This is a genomic window from Paenibacillus sp. FSL P4-0176, assembly GCF_037975265.1.
GTDB classification, from domain to species: Bacteria; Bacillota; Bacilli; order Paenibacillales; family Paenibacillaceae; genus Paenibacillus; species Paenibacillus amylolyticus.
Genome location: NZ_CP150242.1, coordinates 5,030,035 through 5,048,209 on the forward strand (window position 1 = coordinate 5,030,035; position 18,175 = coordinate 5,048,209).

General features: G+C 44.5%; 18 protein-coding genes and 3 tRNA genes. 4 read left to right on the top strand and 17 right to left on the bottom strand.

The features are described 5' to 3' along the window. Nucleotides 1–125 precede the first annotated feature (125 nt). Entirely contained in the window at nt 126–1,346 is a 1,221-nt protein-coding gene (locus MKY95_RS23520) for a MalY/PatB family protein (RefSeq protein WP_076318884.1), read from the bottom strand. Nucleotides 1,347–1,596: 250 nt separating this feature from the next. Between MKY95_RS23520 and MKY95_RS23525 the strand changes: the two genes are divergently transcribed. Beyond that, nucleotides 1,597–2,304 carry a helix-turn-helix transcriptional regulator gene (locus tag MKY95_RS23525; RefSeq protein WP_017687366.1) on the top strand — a complete coding sequence of 236 codons (708 nt, stop codon included), beginning with the start codon at nt 1,597–1,599 and terminating at the stop codon, nt 2,302–2,304. A 150-nt stretch (nt 2,305–2,454) separates the two neighbouring features. Here the strand turns inward: MKY95_RS23525 and MKY95_RS23530 are convergent, their stop codons facing one another. The 3 genes from MKY95_RS23530 to MKY95_RS23540 all read right to left on the bottom strand — a co-directional run bounded on the left by MKY95_RS23530 (nt 2,455) and on the right by MKY95_RS23540 (nt 6,709). Continuing rightward, a complete protein-coding gene (locus MKY95_RS23530; protein WP_076318883.1) occupies nt 2,455–5,376 on the bottom strand; it encodes an insulinase family protein in 2,922 nt (973 codons plus the stop codon). A gap of 371 nt (nt 5,377–5,747) precedes the next feature. Continuing rightward, nucleotides 5,748–5,833 (bottom strand) — tRNA-Leu (locus tag MKY95_RS23535). Nucleotides 5,834–6,259: 426 nt separating this feature from the next. Then, nucleotides 6,260–6,709 (bottom strand): general stress protein, encoded by a 450-nt coding sequence (locus tag MKY95_RS23540; RefSeq protein ID WP_036674857.1) that lies wholly within the window; start codon nt 6,707–6,709, stop codon nt 6,260–6,262. Between the two features lie 207 nt (nt 6,710–6,916). Between MKY95_RS23540 and MKY95_RS23545 the strand changes: the two genes are divergently transcribed. Beyond that, entirely contained in the window at nt 6,917–7,141 is a 225-nt protein-coding gene (locus tag MKY95_RS23545) for a hypothetical protein (RefSeq protein WP_076318882.1), read from the top strand. Nucleotides 7,142–7,335: 194 nt separating this feature from the next. Here MKY95_RS23545 and MKY95_RS23550 read toward each other — a convergent pair whose 3' ends face one another. Next, the gene (locus MKY95_RS23550) at nt 7,336–7,818 is read right to left on the bottom strand and encodes a NucA/NucB deoxyribonuclease domain-containing protein (protein ID WP_051450038.1); all 483 of its coding nucleotides are present in this window, start codon (nt 7,816–7,818) and stop codon (nt 7,336–7,338) included. A 109-nt stretch (nt 7,819–7,927) separates the two neighbouring features. Further along, nucleotides 7,928–9,076 carry an ATP-binding protein gene (locus MKY95_RS23555; protein ID WP_076318881.1) on the bottom strand — a complete coding sequence of 383 codons (1,149 nt, stop codon included), beginning with the start codon at nt 9,074–9,076 and terminating at the stop codon, nt 7,928–7,930. 313 nt (nt 9,077–9,389) lie between these two features. Between MKY95_RS23555 and MKY95_RS23560 the strand changes: the two genes are divergently transcribed. Together MKY95_RS23560 and MKY95_RS23565 are read left to right on the top strand one after the other, a co-directional pair. Then, nucleotides 9,390–9,578 carry a DUF6199 family natural product biosynthesis protein gene (locus MKY95_RS23560; protein ID WP_083669812.1) on the top strand — a complete coding sequence of 63 codons (189 nt, stop codon included), beginning with the start codon at nt 9,390–9,392 and terminating at the stop codon, nt 9,576–9,578. A gap of 140 nt (nt 9,579–9,718) precedes the next feature. Beyond that, complete coding sequence (locus MKY95_RS23565) at nt 9,719–10,942, top strand: MFS transporter (RefSeq protein WP_339194718.1); 1,224 nt, start codon at nt 9,719–9,721, stop codon at nt 10,940–10,942. 41 nt (nt 10,943–10,983) lie between these two features. Here MKY95_RS23565 and MKY95_RS23570 read toward each other — a convergent pair whose 3' ends face one another. The 11 genes from MKY95_RS23570 to MKY95_RS23620 form a co-directional block, all read right to left on the bottom strand. Continuing rightward, complete coding sequence (locus MKY95_RS23570) at nt 10,984–11,313, bottom strand: DUF1904 family protein (RefSeq protein ID WP_036614785.1); 330 nt, start codon at nt 11,311–11,313, stop codon at nt 10,984–10,986. Between the two features lie 160 nt (nt 11,314–11,473). Continuing rightward, nucleotides 11,474–11,587, bottom strand: coding sequence for a YjcZ family sporulation protein (locus tag MKY95_RS23575; protein ID WP_082219140.1), 114 nt, complete (start codon nt 11,585–11,587; stop codon nt 11,474–11,476). Between the two features lie 91 nt (nt 11,588–11,678). Next, on the bottom strand, nt 11,679–12,377 hold the full coding sequence (locus tag MKY95_RS23580) for a hypothetical protein (protein ID WP_076318878.1): 699 nt from the start codon (nt 12,375–12,377) through the stop codon (nt 11,679–11,681). Nucleotides 12,378–12,548: 171 nt separating this feature from the next. Then, nucleotides 12,549–12,728, bottom strand: a complete 180-nt coding sequence (locus MKY95_RS23585) for a hypothetical protein (protein WP_036674855.1) — start codon at nt 12,726–12,728, stop codon at nt 12,549–12,551. A gap of 138 nt (nt 12,729–12,866) precedes the next feature. Beyond that, nucleotides 12,867–14,423 carry a hypothetical protein gene (locus tag MKY95_RS23590; protein ID WP_076318877.1) on the bottom strand — a complete coding sequence of 519 codons (1,557 nt, stop codon included), beginning with the start codon at nt 14,421–14,423 and terminating at the stop codon, nt 12,867–12,869. Nucleotides 14,424–14,659: 236 nt separating this feature from the next. Then, the gene (locus MKY95_RS23595; protein WP_036614795.1) at nt 14,660–15,082 is read right to left on the bottom strand and encodes a hypothetical protein; all 423 of its coding nucleotides are present in this window, start codon (nt 15,080–15,082) and stop codon (nt 14,660–14,662) included. 182 nt (nt 15,083–15,264) lie between these two features. Further along, nucleotides 15,265–15,338, bottom strand: a tRNA-Ile gene (locus MKY95_RS23600). Nucleotides 15,339–15,394: 56 nt separating this feature from the next. Next, nucleotides 15,395–15,468: transfer RNA gene (locus MKY95_RS23605), tRNA-Met, on the bottom strand. Between the two features lie 71 nt (nt 15,469–15,539). After that, complete coding sequence (locus MKY95_RS23610; protein ID WP_047843730.1) at nt 15,540–15,731, bottom strand: hypothetical protein; 192 nt, start codon at nt 15,729–15,731, stop codon at nt 15,540–15,542. A gap of 106 nt (nt 15,732–15,837) precedes the next feature. Then, complete coding sequence (locus MKY95_RS23615) at nt 15,838–17,289, bottom strand: extracellular solute-binding protein (protein WP_036674852.1); 1,452 nt, start codon at nt 17,287–17,289, stop codon at nt 15,838–15,840. Between the two features lie 20 nt (nt 17,290–17,309). After that, nucleotides 17,310–18,173 carry an ABC transporter ATP-binding protein gene (locus MKY95_RS23620; RefSeq protein WP_076318876.1) on the bottom strand — a complete coding sequence of 288 codons (864 nt, stop codon included), beginning with the start codon at nt 18,171–18,173 and terminating at the stop codon, nt 17,310–17,312. Nucleotides 18,174–18,175: the final 2 nt, after the last annotated feature.

An 18,175-nucleotide genomic window follows, 5' to 3' on the forward strand; every position in this document is an offset into this window, starting at 1 on the left:
CGGGGACAGCAGACCAGAATTGCACATCAGGGTATACGTTCACCTCAAAATAAATCGTATTCTCGCTACATTCCGTATACTCATCCAAAAAAGTCACCTCGCTATTGCGTGGTGACTTGATGACTTTATACTTGAACGGGCACCTCTTCGACTTCTTTCACAAGCACACTGCTGATTCTCCGTAACCCTTCCTGAAGGACAGAACGCGGACAAGCCAGATTCAACCGAATGCAACCCTCACCATTGGCTACAAACATATGACCATCTTCGAGCAATACACCCGCTTGCTCAGCGAAGAATAAAGGTAAACTTACATTTTGTGGAGCATATGCCGAGATATCAATCCAGGCCAGATACGTGGCTTCCGGGATGTGAAAAACAGCCAGTGGCAGATGCTGCTTCACATACTGTTCTACGCAGGCGAAATTGGCGTCTAGATACTCTTTTAATTGTTTCAGCCATTCATCACCCGTTTCGTAAGCCGCTTGCGTGGCAGCAATGCTCAGTGGGTTTTTGAAACCATAATGGCGTGCCTGCCAGATGTCTCGAAGTGCCTCATTCGGAATGATGACATTGGAGAACATCAGACCAGCCATGTTGAATGTTTTGCTCGGGGACATGCATGTAATGATTCGATCCGTATCCGGGAACAGCTTTGCAAGTGGCGTATGTCTTTTGCCAGTCCGCAGCAGATCACAGTGAATTTCATCCGAAATAATCCATACATTGTTCCGCAGGCAGATCTCACCCACACGTTGTAACTCTTCGGTTGTCCAGACACGTCCAGACGGATTATGGGGGTTGCAGAAAATACATACCCTTACCTTCTCATCCTTCGCCTTAGCTTCAAAATCCTCAAAATCAATCGAGTAACGCCCCTGCTCGTTGATCATATCCGAACATACCAGTTCAAGATCATTATGCTCCGCAGCCGACTTGAAGAAACCATAAGACGGGGTCACGATCAGTACTTTCTCATCCGATTGACAGATGTATTCCACCAGTTCATATAAAGCGGGGATGATCCCGTTTGAGGTCTCCAAATGCTCCTTTGGGAAGGACCAGTCATAGTATCTTTTCATCCAGTTCGAGACAGCTTCATAGTATGCCGGATCAAATACCTGAGAGTAACCCATGATTCTACGGTCCAGACGTTCCTTAACTGCATCCAGAATCTCGGGAGGTGTGGCGAACTCCATATCTGCAATCCACATGCGAATAAATTCTTCATCTTTGAATGGAAAAGTCATGTCCTCTGTGGCATTAAAAATATATTGACGGAAACCATCCGTATTCATGGCATTTGTACCTGTGCGGTCTATAATCTCATCAAAGTTATATTTCATAGCTTCTGCTCCTCTGTCTGCTCAACATTTCATTGTCGTTTCATGTCGTATTACATCTATTATTTCATGACGCAGGAGTTGCATCAAATGCAATACAATCTATTCTGACGAAACAAATGAAGTTTATTGTTTCTCCAAAATAGGTATTTCCGTGAAAAAGTGATATATTTCTCATATAACATCATTTTTATGAATGACTTTCATCATTTTCACGTACTCTCAAGAAACATTGGCATAAGGAGAACCGGTTATGAACAATATCAATCAGGAAGTTGGCAAGAAAATACGAAACTTTCGGAAGTGGCGGGGACTGACCATTCAACAGCTTGCGGATCAGATCTTCAAAAGCAAAGGAACCCTGTCCAAATATGAGAGCGGAGATATTACACTTGATCTGGTCACGTTACATCATATTGCTAATGCACTCAACATCCAGGTGGAGCAACTCTTGTACCAAGAACCAAGGCATGCATCTCCCCTGATGAATGCGGTCCCGTCCAGCTTTTTCAAGAACTCCACACGTTTCTATTCCTACTTCTATGACGGGCGTAACAACAGTCTCATTCGTTGTGTCATTGACATGATGGCTCAATCGGATGCCAACCGTTATCGCACCGTGATGTATATGAATGTGAAGGATTTTGAGAACTACCAGGAGTGCGAGAATATGTATTGGGGCCACACCGAGCATTATGATACACTCACCACGCTGATTTTGAAAAATCAGGCCACGCCGCTGGAGAATCTATATATTAATATTCTGGCGTCTTTTCAGGAATCAGAGAAAAAGTGGGGACTGATGGCTGGTGTCTCCTTCAGACCTTTCATGCCTATCGCGCTCAAAATGTTATTCTCCAGAACCCCGCTGCCCGAGAATCAGGAGTTATATAATGAATTAAAAATCTCAAAGGAAGATCTGCGGACCCTGAAAATATACAACATGCTCGCCGTCACCTGAACAACGCAGAGCGTCACACATTCTCATATCATATGGTATGGAGACAGTCCCTCCCCATTAGAAAAGGCACTTCTATAAGCTGTTGGAACCAGCTCATAAAAGTGCCTTTCGCTTTGACGCTATTCGATCAGGGAATAAGCGAGACTACGCTTAGTTTTTAATTAAATCAAGCGTTTCGTCAAACATTTGTTTCTGTTCCTCAATCTTGTTCTCATTACCGATCACGCAGCGCTGTTGCTGTTCAAGTATGGCCGATAAAAGCTCAGCAAAACCGATAATGTCGCTTTCCTTCGTGCTTAACACTTCGTCACGTTCCTGTTGCAGATCCGCTTCAGTCACATTCGACAGATAACACTCCAAAGAGAAAGCTCCTTCGCCATAAGGCGTTCTCGGCGTATCGAGATCCTGAATGGCACCAATGATATAACGCGTCATTTCCCGCTCGTCTGCCCGGAAATCTTTCAAATATTGCGGTATTTCTTCATATACTTTGTACGTTTTATCGAGGTTCGGATCACGATACGATGCAACGTAGCTGTCTCCGTTTCGTCTGAAGCCTGACATACAGCCATAGGCTCCGCCTTTGGCGCGGATATTGGTCCACAAGTAATCCAGAGACAGGATTCCCTGCAAGACCCGTAGTGAGCCGGTGTATTGATATCCTTTGTCGATATAATTGCCCGTTTGCACCACGTACTGCACCTCCGAAGGAGAACGGAATCCTTCCTTATGAATAGCCGGTGTGAATGTAAATTCTTCCTTGGCAACTTCATGTGTGAACAGCTTCGCTTTCAGGTCGGATACCTGTTGTTCCAGTCCTTCATATCCCTGCTCATCGGCAGTGTAACTAACAAGCAAATTCTCCGGTCTGAAAATATACCCCGTCAACTCTTGCAGACTGGAAGATAACTCTTCTTTTCTCGCCTCAAAGTTCGCCTGAAGATCCTCAAGCCACTGGTAAAAGGCAATGCCACTTACAGCTTCTCTGAAATCCGCGACCGCTGAATGTTTGGACGAAGACCGACCAATTCCCGCAGAGTGTCCGCTATTGATCAGATTACGTTGCAGGTTACCTTTCATCTGAGAGATGATCTCATATAACCGCTTCGAATTATCAAATTGGGAAGTGAACACGATTTCTTTGATCATATCAAAGGCAAATCCAAGCTTGTCATACAACACTTTTGCGTTGAACTCATAGGTCGCCTTGAATTCATTGTGCTTATGCGCGTTAGCATAAGATCCTATCCCGCTATGAATACCACCCGAATGGATATGGATTTCATTGGACAGTTCATTGAACGAGTAGTTTTGAGTATCCACGTAACCCAGTACATTTTTCAGCAACCCTGCATACGGCAGGAGATGACGTGGCACTTCTTTGATATCAAACAACAGTCTCAGATAACCAATTCCATTGGTATAAAGGTTATGATGGAGAATGGTTGTGCCGTCGACCTGTTTCACCGTTTGATGCAACGTAGAGGCCTTTGGTTCAATATCTTCAATCGATAACGTTGGAATGACCTGCTGCTGCTCTTTAGTTGAAGGTGTATTCTGATACTCGGCGAGTGCCTCCGTTTTCTGAATCAACGTCTGAACTTCTTCCTCACTAAGACCAGCCTGAATAGTTTTCAGACGTTCTTTCAACGCTTCTTCTTTGCGTGAGTTCAGCCCCTTATCCGGGGTAAGCGCCACAAAGGAAGTATGTGTGTTTTGCAAAATATATTTCTCAATCAGTTGCTCGAAGTAACCTTCGTTCATTTTTGTCCGCAGTTCAGCAAATACGTCATTGGCTTCCAAATGAGTGAAAGGTGCATCTTCATCGTACAACCAGCTTTGCAGGGAGGAGAATCCGTAGATCAGACCCTTCGGCATTCTGCCATAGTCCGCTTCTCTATGATTGAACTCATACGAGTTAATTCCAGCAAGCAGCGCTTTTGGATCAAAACCTTCTTTTACCACACGCTCAAGCACTTCTTTGACCGTTCCTAGGAAATCCTCTTTGCTCATCAGATTGCTCTTCTTCAGTCCAACGGTGAATACAGGCTGATATAGACTATCATCATACGAACCGTAGACGTCCTTCGCAATGCCTTTATCCAGCAAAGCCTGTTTCAATACCGCTCCCGGAGCGTTCAGCAGTGCGTATAACAAAATTTGGAACGAAATGTTCAGTTCCTTGTCCAGACTTGTGCCGATCACCGCATTGTAGGTCAAGAAGCTGTTATCCACTTCCGATTCCGTACTTCCCGCAGAGTAAGTCTTAACTGTGTCTACCCGTTCTGCAAAAGCAGGTTGAAGTTGAATGGCCGAATCAATCTCGATTCGATCATATGCACTCAGATAGTTTTCATCCAGCCATTGCAGCTTCTCTTCCATATCCATATCCCCGTAGAGATAGATGTAACTGTTGGAAGGATGGTAGTATCTCGTGTGGAAATCCAGCAGCCCCTGATACGTTAGATCCAGAATAGCTTCCGGGAATCCACCAGACTCGGAGGAGTATGTGGTATCCGGGAAAAGGGAGTTCAGCACTTCTCTACGCACCATTCGTTCCGGTGAAGAAAAGGCACCCTTCATCTCGTTATATACAACTCCGTTGTAGGTTAACTCATCGTCAGCAGAGGTCAGGTTGTAGTTCCAGCCCTCTTGTAGAAATATCTTTTCATTCTCATAAATATTTGTATTCAATACTGCATCCAGGTAAATATCCATCAGGTTATGGAAGTCATGATCATTACGACTCGCGATCGGATAGATCGTCTTATCGGGATACGTCATGGCGTTAAGGAATGTATTTAATGAACCTTTCAGCAACTCAACAAAAGAATCCTTGGCCGGAAATTTCTTGGACCCACAGAGCACGGAGTGTTCGAGAATATGGGCTACCCCTGTATCATCTTCCGGAGGTGTGCGGAAACCGATACTGAATACTTTGTTATCATCCTGATTGGATAAGAGTACAATTTTGGCTCCGGATTTCTGATGTTCCAACAGATACGCATCCGATTTCAGTTCTTCGATTCTGCGCTCCTGTAACACCTTGTATGGCTTAAGCTGTTTCAACATAAACTTGAGTCCTCCGTCCATAAGATTGTTTTATTGGTTTTGTGACTCTACATAAGTTCAAATATGTTTATTTACACGGGCACTCCGATGACAGAACAACATCTGTCCTCTCCGTTATCGTGTACATGTGTAGTTGAACCTATATCGTTCAGCAAGGTAAAGGTAATATATGCCTACGGATAGTATACACCATTGTTCTCTCTCTTCATAAAAGTCAGGTAAATGTCCCTTCTGATATGTATTATGCAGGGTTTATGTTTATGAGCTGCATGGTGATGTGGTCTGCAATGAAGTGACGATCATATTAAAGAACACAAAAAAAGATCGCATGCAGCTTGGTTAACAAGCGTCATACGATCTTCTTTTTAAGATGCCGAGGACCGGGATCGAACCGGTACGGTAGTCACCTACCGCAGGATTTTAAGTCCTGTGCGTCTGCCAATTCCGCCACCCCGGCAGGATTATGTATTTCTTGGCGACAAGAAATATCTTACCATGAACTAATTAACTTTGCAACACTTTTTTATAAAATAATCTAACTATATAAGTTTAACTAATGATTTACACGATAACGGAGAGGACAGAAAAAACTGAAAAAGCGAAGCGTTCGCCTTTATCACCAGATTTTCCCTTGAGAAGAGGGAATCGAAAAAATCTGGGGATAACAGCGATTAGAAGGTTATTCTGTCATCGGAGTGTCAGTGTAAATAATCTTTAGTTCAACTTATATAAATGAAACAGGCACTGCAAGCGTCAGCTCACAGTGCCTAGAAAGTCCGAGTTGCGGTCCCGGACTTCCGGTAAACCAATCTATATTAAGGGAGGTGTGAGATAAGAATACCTCCCCAACATTAAAGAAACCTAAAATCAGCCTTAAATTAAACTAAAAAAGTAAAATAGGTCGAACACGAGCCGCTTCTTCCTCACTGCACTCCACGATAACCAAGATATGGTCCTTTAAGAGCCACTCTTCGTAATACCGCGCATCCTCCTCCGAGATTCCCGCTTCAGTCAGTGTAAGCACCAAATCATCGGTCTCACTCCCAATCTCATTACCAGCGAGTCTACGCACTGCATTTCCGATCGACATCGTCTGATCCATTCGCTTCCCCAGACCAGCCAATATGCCTTTCAGAGCGCCAAAGGCACCATCTGTTCCGGCACCCTTCAAAGGTTTGGGCAGCCCCGTCTTTTCGCTCACCAGCTCCAGATTAAGCTGCTCCTTCGCCACCGCTCCCAAATATTTATCCTTGATGCCTTCCTCTTTGACCTTATTCAGCATAATTATAGCCTCGTTCTCGGTACGGGCCAGCCCAATAATCAATTGTGTCATTCCGTTCCCCTCCTTTTACCCTAATATAACCCCGTAATCCCCATTCAAAAACGGATCATCCACAGCTAAGACAAATCACCTAGAAGATTGTTGATTTCTCTTCTGGAAATCTATACCTAGTTCTGATAGACTAGATAAAGAAGACAAATTAACCATTGAAAACATTGACATATGGATTTAACATCTCATAATCAGGAGCAATGACTTATGAAAAAAGAGGTAGAAATTGCCATCCGGCGCAAGCAACAGATCATGGTTCGTAATACAAGCGGTCAGACGGTAACCGGATTTCCCGAGCGTACCGCTGATTCATCCATTCTCTCCTTACGTACGGTTCACGGCAGTCTGTGGATACCGTTTGATGAAATTGAACATGTTACGCGTCTGTTAAGCATCCGGTCTCATCATTTAAGCGGAATGCAACTCGTTTAGTCGGCTCTGCAATCCTTGAAACTCCAGTTCCCGTATAGATACGTTAACTAGATCTATTTATGCCAGCACTTTACACCAAAAAACCAGACGCATGCACGTCTGGTTTTTCTCTTCTACTTATCCTGTACCACGCTGCCACTAACCTCACAACAAAGGCCTTACTATCCTTGTTTCTGCCCAACCATATGCTGTTGTTACTTCACTACAAACTTCACTCGTGTTCCATCCGGATATGTACTTAACTGATTCCCTACCCATGAACCTGCACCACGATTATCTTTCGGGGTGATGTACTGGATATCTGCACCTGTTCCTCCCTCAGCGCACATCGCCATGGGCCACTCGTCACGATCCTTACCTTTTTTGACCGGAACACCCTTAAGTGATAAATCCCGATTGCCTTCCGCTCCATTACGATCAATGGTGCATACATCCGAATGCCCTGCCTTGATAGCAGCTTTAATATGGTTGGCTGTTTCGGGGTAACGCTCTGAAGGGAACGTAATGGTATGGTCTACACTCTTATTAGTCCCACCGAATGGATTAGGTATCTCCTCGGGCCATTCTCCCCCAGCCCAGGCGTAGAGGGCTACCAGCAGCATTGCTACCAGCGTCAGTACCTGCTTTTTGAAACCTTGTTTGCCTTTCCGCTTTCTTCTTGTGCGTCTCTTACTCATGCTGTGTCTCCCCCATTCAACACTTGCATTATAACAGAACGCCCGTTCGTAAAACAATCCAATACAATAAAAAAACAGCCGAGACCGCCCGGCTGTCCTGCTTGATTGATTATCCTACATTGGGAATGGCCTGTTGGCGCAGCAAGGGCAGTGTCACCTCAAACTGTGTACCTTTCCCCTCTGTACTCTCCACCGAAATCTGACCATTCATCAGTTCCAGCAGTTCTTTGCAGATGGTCAGACCAAGACCGCTTCCGCCAAATCGGCGCGCATGGGAGATGTCGGTCTGGGTAAATGCATCAAACAATTGTTCGATCTGATGCTGAGGAATGCCAATCCCCGTATCGCGCACAGAGAATACCAATACAACGGTATCCATCAGTTGTTGCCTCACATCCACCTGTAACTGCACTTCACCTTGTTCCGTGAACTTGATCGCATTACTAAGCAAATTATCCAGTACCTGCCGGAGTCTTAGCGGATCACCGATAAGCACATCAGGAACATTCAGATCAGCATGACAGAGCAGACGTATTTGTTTATTCCGTGCCGCAGGCTCATGTGTCTTCACAATCTGTTGAATCAGCTTCAGAGGTTGAAACTCAATGTTTTCAACATCCATTTTGCCTCTGCCCAGTTTCGCCATATCCAGGCTGTTGTTAATGATGTTCAGCAGCGCCTCCCCTGATTGACGTGCAAGCTCCAGATATTCTGTCTGCTCATCCGTAGTTTCACCCATACTGGCAAGTTCGATCATACCCATAATGCCGTTAAGCGGGGTACGAAGCTCGTGATTCAGCTTGCCGATGAATTCCAATTGCCCTCTACTGTTCATCTCAGCCATGGAAGTTGCAAACTTCAACTGCTGTTCGGCATACTTCCGTTCTGAAATATCGTATTGAATGCCTACAAAATATAAACACTCTCCGGATTCATTAAAGATCGGATCGATATTCAATTCGTTCCAGAACTTCTGACCACTTTTTGTATAATTTAAAATATCAATCTTAATGGACTGTTGTTTCTTTAACGCATCACGAATCTGCATTATCGTTTCCGGGTCTGTATCCTGCCCTTGCAAAAATCGGCAATTGTGTCCGACCGACTCTTCATACGTATATCCTGTCAGTTGGGTAAAGTGTTCGTTTACATACATGAGCGGAAGCTCAGGCAAGGTAGCATCGACCACCGTCACGGAGGATTTCACTTTCGAGATGATAAATTCCCATTGTAATGAGAGTTGATTATGTTGGCTCATGCCTTCCTCCTTCATCTCACACACATTAATGTTTATATATTCTGCAATCGTACATTATAAGGAGAGAAAACTAACCAGTCGGAATGTGTTGATATTAAATCAATATATTTTAATTGTAACATAGTTATTCAAGTCATGTGGTTTATGGGTAATAGTTGATAACTAACATTCCACAATAACCTAACTACTCACCAGGAGGAACATACATGAAATTTCTGTTAATTATCATCATTATTATTTTGATTGTAGTCTTTTTTACCAGACGCAAACGTTAAAATAAGATCCGTTATGTAAGTGAGAAAGGAAGATGGGTATGAGAACCCTCTTTTTTATATTCATGGTACTCTGTATCATCAATCTCTGTTTCCCAAAATTCGGCTGGTATCTGCGCTATGGCTGGATTTCCCGGGGCGAAGCCGAACCCAGCAGGCCTTATATGACTATGGTCAGAACGACCAGCCTGCTGATGTTGCTTATCGCCTTCACACTTGCTGTGGCATGAACTATAGGCATTAGAAGATAACTGCCCTGTTGGGCAGTTTTTTTGTGATGAAATGACGGGAAAATGATAACTTTGTTTGTGGTGCAATGATGACAATGCCCGTAATATAGATATATCGTTTCGGAAAGGACATCATTGGCATGAACATCGCATTTTATCCGTACTGGGCCGCCAAAACGCTGCTCTCGCTTATTAATGTCATATATATCATGGTCATTACTACATTTATATACGGTCTCACTGGATCGGTACTCTCTGCTGCAATGTTTCCACTTATTCAGATCATTGCACGCATAATAGCCGGTCTCACTTTGCCATTACTTGTGAACCGTTTCCCATTCTCCAGACTATTGATCAGCATTTCCATAGCCAAAACATTAATCATGACCTGTATAGCCATTTCGTTGAATCACTTGATTTCACAACTGCCGCTTCTATTGCTCGGAGTGATTGTATTATCCTTCTTGGACGGATGGGAAACTCCGTTACTGAAGACTTTAACGCCACGATTGGTTCAAGGTGAAGACCTTATAAAAGCAAATAGCCTACTATCTTTCTCCAATCAGACTGTAACCATTGTCGGTTACGCCATGACGGGATTCGCCGTGATGAACTGGGGGGCGTCACAGACCTTCTGGGCAGCTACAAGCCTGTCCTGGGCCGTTCTGATCTTCATGATTGCCATGGGCTCGCTCACACGGAATGTAGAACAACCTCAGAAATCTGCTGTATCGCGGAATGTATTGAGGGAAGGTTGGAGTATACTTTGGAAGAATCCATCCTTACGGCTGATTACGCTTATGGACATTGCCCAAGCACTTGCGGGTTCCATCTGGATCGGAGCTGTTACGCTGGCCTTTGCAAAAGAAGCTCTGGGACGAGGAGAAGGTTGGTGGGGACTCATGAACTCGAGTTACGCTGCTGGAACCATGCTTGGAGGTATTCTGGCTCTTTCGCTGGCCAAACGTATTCAGAAGCATCTATTCGCAAGTATGACCATGGGTTCTCTTCTCTGCAGCCTGCTGACAGTCGTTTATGGTCTAAACAACCTGCCATGGCTCGCTCTGGTGTTATGCATACTCATGGGTCCAGTTCATCAGATCCGTGATGTGGCTCAGCAGACAGCGCTTCAGAACAGTGTACCTGTCGAATCCCTAACCAAGGTATACGCCACCCATGGCGTCCTGATATCCACGGTTATGAGTGTATCCATAGTTATCTTTGGTCTAGTCGTCGATCTACTAGACGTTCGATGGGTATACCTTATCGGCGGAGCCTTGTTTATTGTGTCTGCGATATGCTCATTATCGTTGAGCAGGGTTCACAGGAACCAGCCCATTGGTAAACATACGAAAAATATGTAAAGCAAAAGAGACGAGCAACATTCTGCTCGTCCCTCACAATCTCAATCCAATCGATAATCTGTCAGCGGCTTGCCTTTTTTATAATACAAAGTAGGTGACAATATATTGAAGAAAATGTGCACATCCGGCATATATGCTTCTTCCAAAATAGCTTGCACCGACGATGCAATCCGATTATGAATCTCCTGGTCACGTTGAAACATCAGAATCTCTATAGAAGCCGGAGAAGGTGTTAGCGCTTGTACATCATGACGCTCTGCCTTCATTCTCTCCCTTGGAATATGAGTAATTAGGGCCATCTGCTCTGTAATTTGGGGTACAACTTCCTCTAGTTGAGGACCTGTGAATCCTTTAAAGCGAATAAACGGCATTGCTATCCCTTCAATCTCTGTTAATAGTCTCTTATGTGATTTTAAGCACATTGTTTTCAGTTGTCAAATGTCATGGATGGCATATGTTGTTTCTTATAAACAGGAAAAGCCCCGCTGAAGTCTCAGCGGAGCCCACTGTTTGCACGTTTCTATACGTGACTTACAGCCAGAAAGATTTTGTGATGATCACGAGCAGGATAAAAAGCACAAGAATTGCACTTGTAGAAGTCCATCCGCCACCAGCATTACAACAACCGTATCCAACTTGACTCATTTGATTGGCCTCCTTTGAATTTCAAGGTATGCCATAACATATGCGTATTCCGCGCAAGTGACCGGGCGAATCGGCAAGTTCAACAGCCCATTCATCCGGGATTCATACCCGTTGATTTAACCGAATGGGCGATGGAGATTTTCAGTTGTTTTTCTTGTGACTCCTGAGGTGAAGGGTCTGTATTTCCTCTGTCCAGAAGGATTGTAAGAGTACGTGTATCACTTCGGGATGCCAGAACAACCTCTCCATCAGGTGTTATACAATACGCGATTGGAATGGATATCTCGCTATCACGGTACGAACCATCCGCATGGCTTGTCCCCATGACAATACATTGATGCTTCAAGGCGATCTGCCGAGCCTCTTCTACCCACTCACTGTACTGCTCTTCACTGAACATGCCCACACCAATGGAATGCATCACAATGTCCACATTCCCTATATTCTCATTGCGAAATCCTTGCAAGACCAGCTCATCACACAACAAAGTGCTTATTACCCAACCCTGTTCCTGAGCCGTCTCAGCAGGTGTATATTTAGCTTTCTCCAATACAACCTCTCCAGCCGTACTGATGATGATCGATCGGTCCTTCGGGCGTTCGTCCAACCTGCGATGACCTGATACAATCATGGTTCCATATTCAGCCGCCAGGCGGCAAGCGTCTTCGACATTCTGGTTCAGATAACCTTCAGGAAAAAACAATATATCCGCATCAGGGTGTTGCTTGAGTTCGGCTTCAAGCTGCAGCAAATCCTGTTCCAGCCTCGGTTGTCCAATAATAATCTTCATCTGGTATCCCCCATTCATAAATAAAAGCCGGTTCATACCTGAATAAGGTACGAAACCGGCTTAAAGGTTGTACGGACAGAACTCCTGCTCATCGTACATCACTTCAAGAGTAATTGTTTCTCATGTTATTGCTCGACGACACAATTACCTTTACAGTTGAATGATATGTAGTTAGGCATTTCTACGTTCAATACTATCATATATAGCCTGCCCATCATAGCTTCGATCTGTAGCGATATCTTTCACAAAGAGGGCGCTGCCTGCAGCACTGTTTGCATTAACAGACAGAACGCTAAATGCACCCACAACCCACATTAATGGATATAATGCAATGGATAAGGCTTTTTTCATGTTTTTGTCTCCTTTTCTGTTGAAATAGATGATTGGTTGAATATCCCATTAATACGATTACAACCCAATTAGGTTTCAATTTTATATACAACCATCACTATTTCTAGACATACAGGAGATAAACTAAAATTGTTCCGTTCAGATCAACTCGAAACTCTGGAGCAAGGCTGCCGCCTCTTCATGATCAGGTTCCAGAGCCAATACTTTATGGGTATATGACAGGGTTTCTTCTTCCAGTTCAAGTTCATAACAGCACACAGCCAAATCGTATAAGACCGCTGGATTATGGTTACTCGGATCTGCAACCAATGATATCTCCAGAAACCGTTTTGCATCCTCATACATATACATCTCATATAACAGCTGCCCTGCCAGAAATGCGAGACCTCCTTGTTGCTCCATCACATAGTAGGACGACCACATCGTATGAATACCAGACTGAATATCGAGCATTTCCTCATCACTTGCATCAGGAAGAAGACTGGAAATGTGGGTAGCACTGTGAATCAAGAACTCCGCATCATATCCACCCAGACGCCAAAACGGCAAAATATGCTTTAACTCCATACTCTCTATTCGAGAGTCTACCCATTGTTTCATGCTGAAAAAGTCATCCGGTCCAAAACGTTCAACAAATCGATGGTAGGCCAGACGTGTGTTCACATAACTAATGGGTTCTTCAACCATCAACATACACCCAACATTCAGATCTTTATAATGATGTGTTGTGAATCGAGTATGAGCGCCCTGTTGTTCAAGAACATATTGAATCGCATGGTAGTTAGCCGTTAGAGAAAAACTCCCGTGAAGAACAAATTCAGGTGGCTCTGCGAACTTCCAGTTATCCAGGCGATGATCCCCTTTATCAGCGGTAATCAACACATAACCTGACTGTGACAGCTTGTTCAACCGTTCGAGACAGGACAACCCGATTGCAGGGAACAGAATGTGCGAGTCCTCCAGTTCCTCTTTGTACAATGTGATAAGCTCCTGATACGGATAGTTATCCGCACTGTATTCGGGCGCTTGGCGATACTCATAACTCAGCGTCATGTTCTTCAGCATCTCAGCGGGCTCAAGATCAAGACGACGATCCGGAGACTGTACAAGCAGATCACACTCATAGATCTCGCCATCCCCAATGTAGATTAATTCCTGTGGAATGCTGTCAAAAAAGTAATTAGCAATCAACAACAACGGTTGTTTCAGATCACCGGGCTGAATAACCGTTCCTGCAACGACCAGATTCAATTCCGTATCCGCTACAGCGTCAAAACGTGCAAAATCCACTATACCTTGTTGAATAAAGGATTGCATGGATGGATGCTCCTGCCAACCCAGCACATTCTCCGCTACGAGATCCGTCATCACATATCTGAAAGGCGGTAAAGGTATTCCAGCAAATTCTTTTAACTCAATCAGTTTCAGGAGAACTTGATGTGCCAAACGCCCTACACCCGCTCCAAGTTCAAGAATGGTTACGGTCTCGCTGATCTTTCCTTTGTTCGAGAGGTCCTGAAGAAAGCCAAAAATCATCTCTGCATACGCCGTGGCAATCATCGGATTACTCGTAATATATTGAGGAACTTGGTTCTCTGTCCAAGCTTGTAGCCCCTTCTGTTCATAATAAGCTCTCTGCCAATCCCAGACCGGAGCTTCACTGTAACGAAAACGTTGACTTTCATTTGACGTCATTAAACGGAAACCTGCTTTCTATCACTAATTTCATACGTTTCTCAGATGTTCACGTATTATTTGATGTCCAATACCATTCAATCTCTGTAATGCATTATATCATAGAACCCTACCTACTCGATGAAGTTCAGTTTTCCCCTTCAACAGGAAAAAAACCTGCTTTTGAGGGCAGGTCCTTGAGGCCTTTCAATTAAGAAGACTATTGATCTAGTTTACTTAGGCAAGGACGCTCAACATTAGTCGGAATACACAGCTCCATCAAAGTTCTCAGGGCCTACACGGATCGTACCGAGCAAGTTGGAACTGATAAATGCAGTGTACGTCAATTGAGGTGTGATAGGCGGGTTGAAGTCATCTGCAGAGAACGTAATAATCTGAGGTGCAAGGACACTCAAGCTAAACGTAGACGTTGCGGAATAGATCACAGGGTCCGTAGCCAAAGTCCCCCTAACAATTGTAATAGTTACACCAACGAGTGCCAAAGGAAGTTGCACAGACACCGTTCCTTTGAATTGTACACGTGGGTTTGCCCCTGCTCCTGCTGTTTGCAGACCAATCTGGCCGAATAATTGTGGTGTATTAATAACCAGGATTGGTATTGCAATAGAGTTAGCCAAACTCGCATTCTGAGATGTTCTTGCATCAAGAAATTGACTCATGAAATCTACCTCCTATGGGTTGGGATAAGGTAGTATATGCGAGATTTGAGATATGGCATGGACATACATCGTGATTCGAAAAAAAGGGCATACTAGAAAGACACCATTAACAATATACTTTTTCCTCCAAAGCTTACATGTAGACAGAAAAAAACCCTTGCTAGGCAAGGGTTTTAAGAGTATGGGCCCTACAGGACTCGAACCTGTGACCAATCGGTTATGAGCCGACCGCTCTAACCAACTGAGCTAAGGGCCCTAGACATAATGTATAACGTGCAGATGATGGCTGTGAATCATCCAAGTGAAACTAAATTGCGGGGGCAGGATTTGAACCTGCGGCCTTCGGGTTATGAGCCCGACGAGCTACCGGGCTGCTCCACCCCGCGTCAGTAAGAAATATTAAAACAGCGACTTAATTAATATACACCATTCTATCCCAATAAGTCAAGGGGTAATGTCAGGGAATAAAACGTACACCGTAACGTCCTTTACGTGATCGATAAACTTCCACTTCCGCTGGTTCATTATGACCGTAAATCCACCCATCCTGCTCCATACGTTTGGCCAGACACCCTGCCTGAAATTTGGTTGCATACAACTTGCTGAAATATACCCAGTGCATACCGCTCGTCCTTTCCGGAGTCGTCATTTATTCCTGCTTTTTGTAGAATACCCCATTTTCATAAAAATAGCCGCCAAAGATTAAAATCTTCAGCGGCTATCCTTAACTTATGATATGACTACTACATCAAATCTCATTGAAACGTAGCTTTAGGATCCTTTTTCAATTTCTCCAGCATCTCGTTTCCTTTAGCTGCCCACTCACCAAGTGCTTCTTTTGGTGTCTTTTTGTTCTCTAGTACCTGGTTGAAATATTCCATACCTTTTTCATTGACTTGCCATAAACCTGGGGATTTTTGATACATTTTATCCAGATTGGTATTTGTTGGCGGAATCGGCTTCAGCGAATAGAATGCTTGAATGTTATAATCCAGGCCGTCTTTGGGCTTGATGAAGCTCTTCCGTGATACCATCTCATAGCTGCTACGTGCTTTGATCTTAGCCCAATCCTCACTGTTCATGTACTTGATCAGTTCCCATGCATCATCCGGGTTCTGAGCCGCACTATTAATCGCCATGAGGTTGCTCAGGTAGATGCTACCTCCAATTTCAGGAGCTTCCGGGTGAACTGGAGGTGTTACCACATCCCAATCCACTTTCGTAAAGTCTTTCATTTTATCCGCATTTTTATTAGCATCAATTAATTGATTAATATAGCTGTAATCACCAATAACCATGGCTGACTTGCCACTCAGGAATAGGTCACCCTGTACCGGATCATAACGCCCACTCGGATTCTGATCCTGTGGCTCGTCGCCTTTAGGAATAACTTTGTCAATCGCAAGTTTGCTGATGGTGCTCCACACTTTCTCCCATTGAGGAGAATCTACTGTCATCTTCTCTGCTTTGTCATCAAACGTCTTCAGCTGCAACGAGCTGTAGTACTGCTGCATGGAGTAGTACGGCGGACCACCCTGATATGTCGTGAAGGAGAAACCAAATACATGATCTTTACCTTCACCTTTCGTTAGACGGGTACCCAGATTGAAAATATCATCCCAAGTCATATTGTCCGTTGGTGGTTCCACGCCTGCTTTTTCAAACATACCCTTGTTATAGAACAAAGCGGAGGAGGAAAACGTTGGTGTCAATGCATAGATGCTCTGGTCCCCAAGGTCCTTAATTCCCTCCAGCACACTAGGCACAATATCACTGGTATCAAACTTGTCTTCCTGCATCAATGGGTCCAGCTGTTTCACCAGATTCTCCTGAATTAATGATTTGACTGTAGAGGTATCAGCCACGATGACGTCAACCGGATTATCCCCAGTCATAATTTTCTTCAGACTTTCCATCGTATCCGGAGCTTCCTGCTGTTCTTCTGTGTTACCGTACCCATACATGCTGCTCTGATCAACGGCAGCCACAATCTCGATCGTTACATTGGGGTGTGTCAGTTCAAAAGCATCGGTAAATTGCTGACGGAAGTAACTGTCATCCTGTCCGCCCCACATCGTAGCCACACGCAATACACGCTGCTCCGTATCCTTCGCCTCACTTGCCGTACAGCCGGCAATCAGCGGCAGTGCTAGCGTCGCAGTAGCGATGACAGCCAGCACACGTTTTCCCCACATACTATTCTTCATTTCCCAGTTCCCCCTCTTAATTATCTTGGCGGTGTAATGACAATACGTTCACCGTCAAATTCCAATGTCGCCCGGTTATCAATGGATAAGGCCTCCAGATACTCTTTTGGCACCTGAAGTCGTCCTGCACGGTCTATAATGACAAATGCTTCATGGATGTCTGGCATACCCGCCTCGGACAAGTTATGCTCATCATCCAGATTCGGGTTGCGCTTCACAAACTCGGTACTGGTCAAGCCGTCCCGAATCGCAACGATCCGGTCCACCTTGCCAGCAAGCGTCAAGTCATGGGTAACGATGACAATCGTAACGCCAAGTTCCTTGTTCATTCTTCGAAAAATGCCCATGATTGTATCACATGTCTCGGAATCGACCGAACCGGTAGGTTCATCTGCAAGCAGAATTTTGGGACGATTGGATAATGAGATCGCAATCGCTACCCGTTGTTGCTCTCCTCCTGACAATTGATGCAATTTGTTATGCATCCGATCCTTAAGGCCTACCCATTCGAGCAACTGTTTCGCGTAAGCACGATCACGCTTGCCTCCCAGAATCATGGGAGTCTCCACATTTTCCAGTGCAGTGAGATAAGGCAGCAAGTTACGACCGTTATTTTGCCAAATAAAACCTACCGTATGACGTTTGTATTCGACCAATTGGGCATCTGTCATCTTGAGCAAATCCCACTCTCCCACAACAGCCGTACCAGCCGTAGGACGATCAAGCCCGCCCAGAATATTCAGCAAGGTGGATTTACCGCTACCGCTGTTACCGATGATCGCCATCATTTCACCTTGATTGACAGTCAGGTTGAGACCCTGAAGGGCAACGACTTCCACATCGCTGGATTTAAAAATTTTGACAAGTCCTTCGCATTGGATCACGT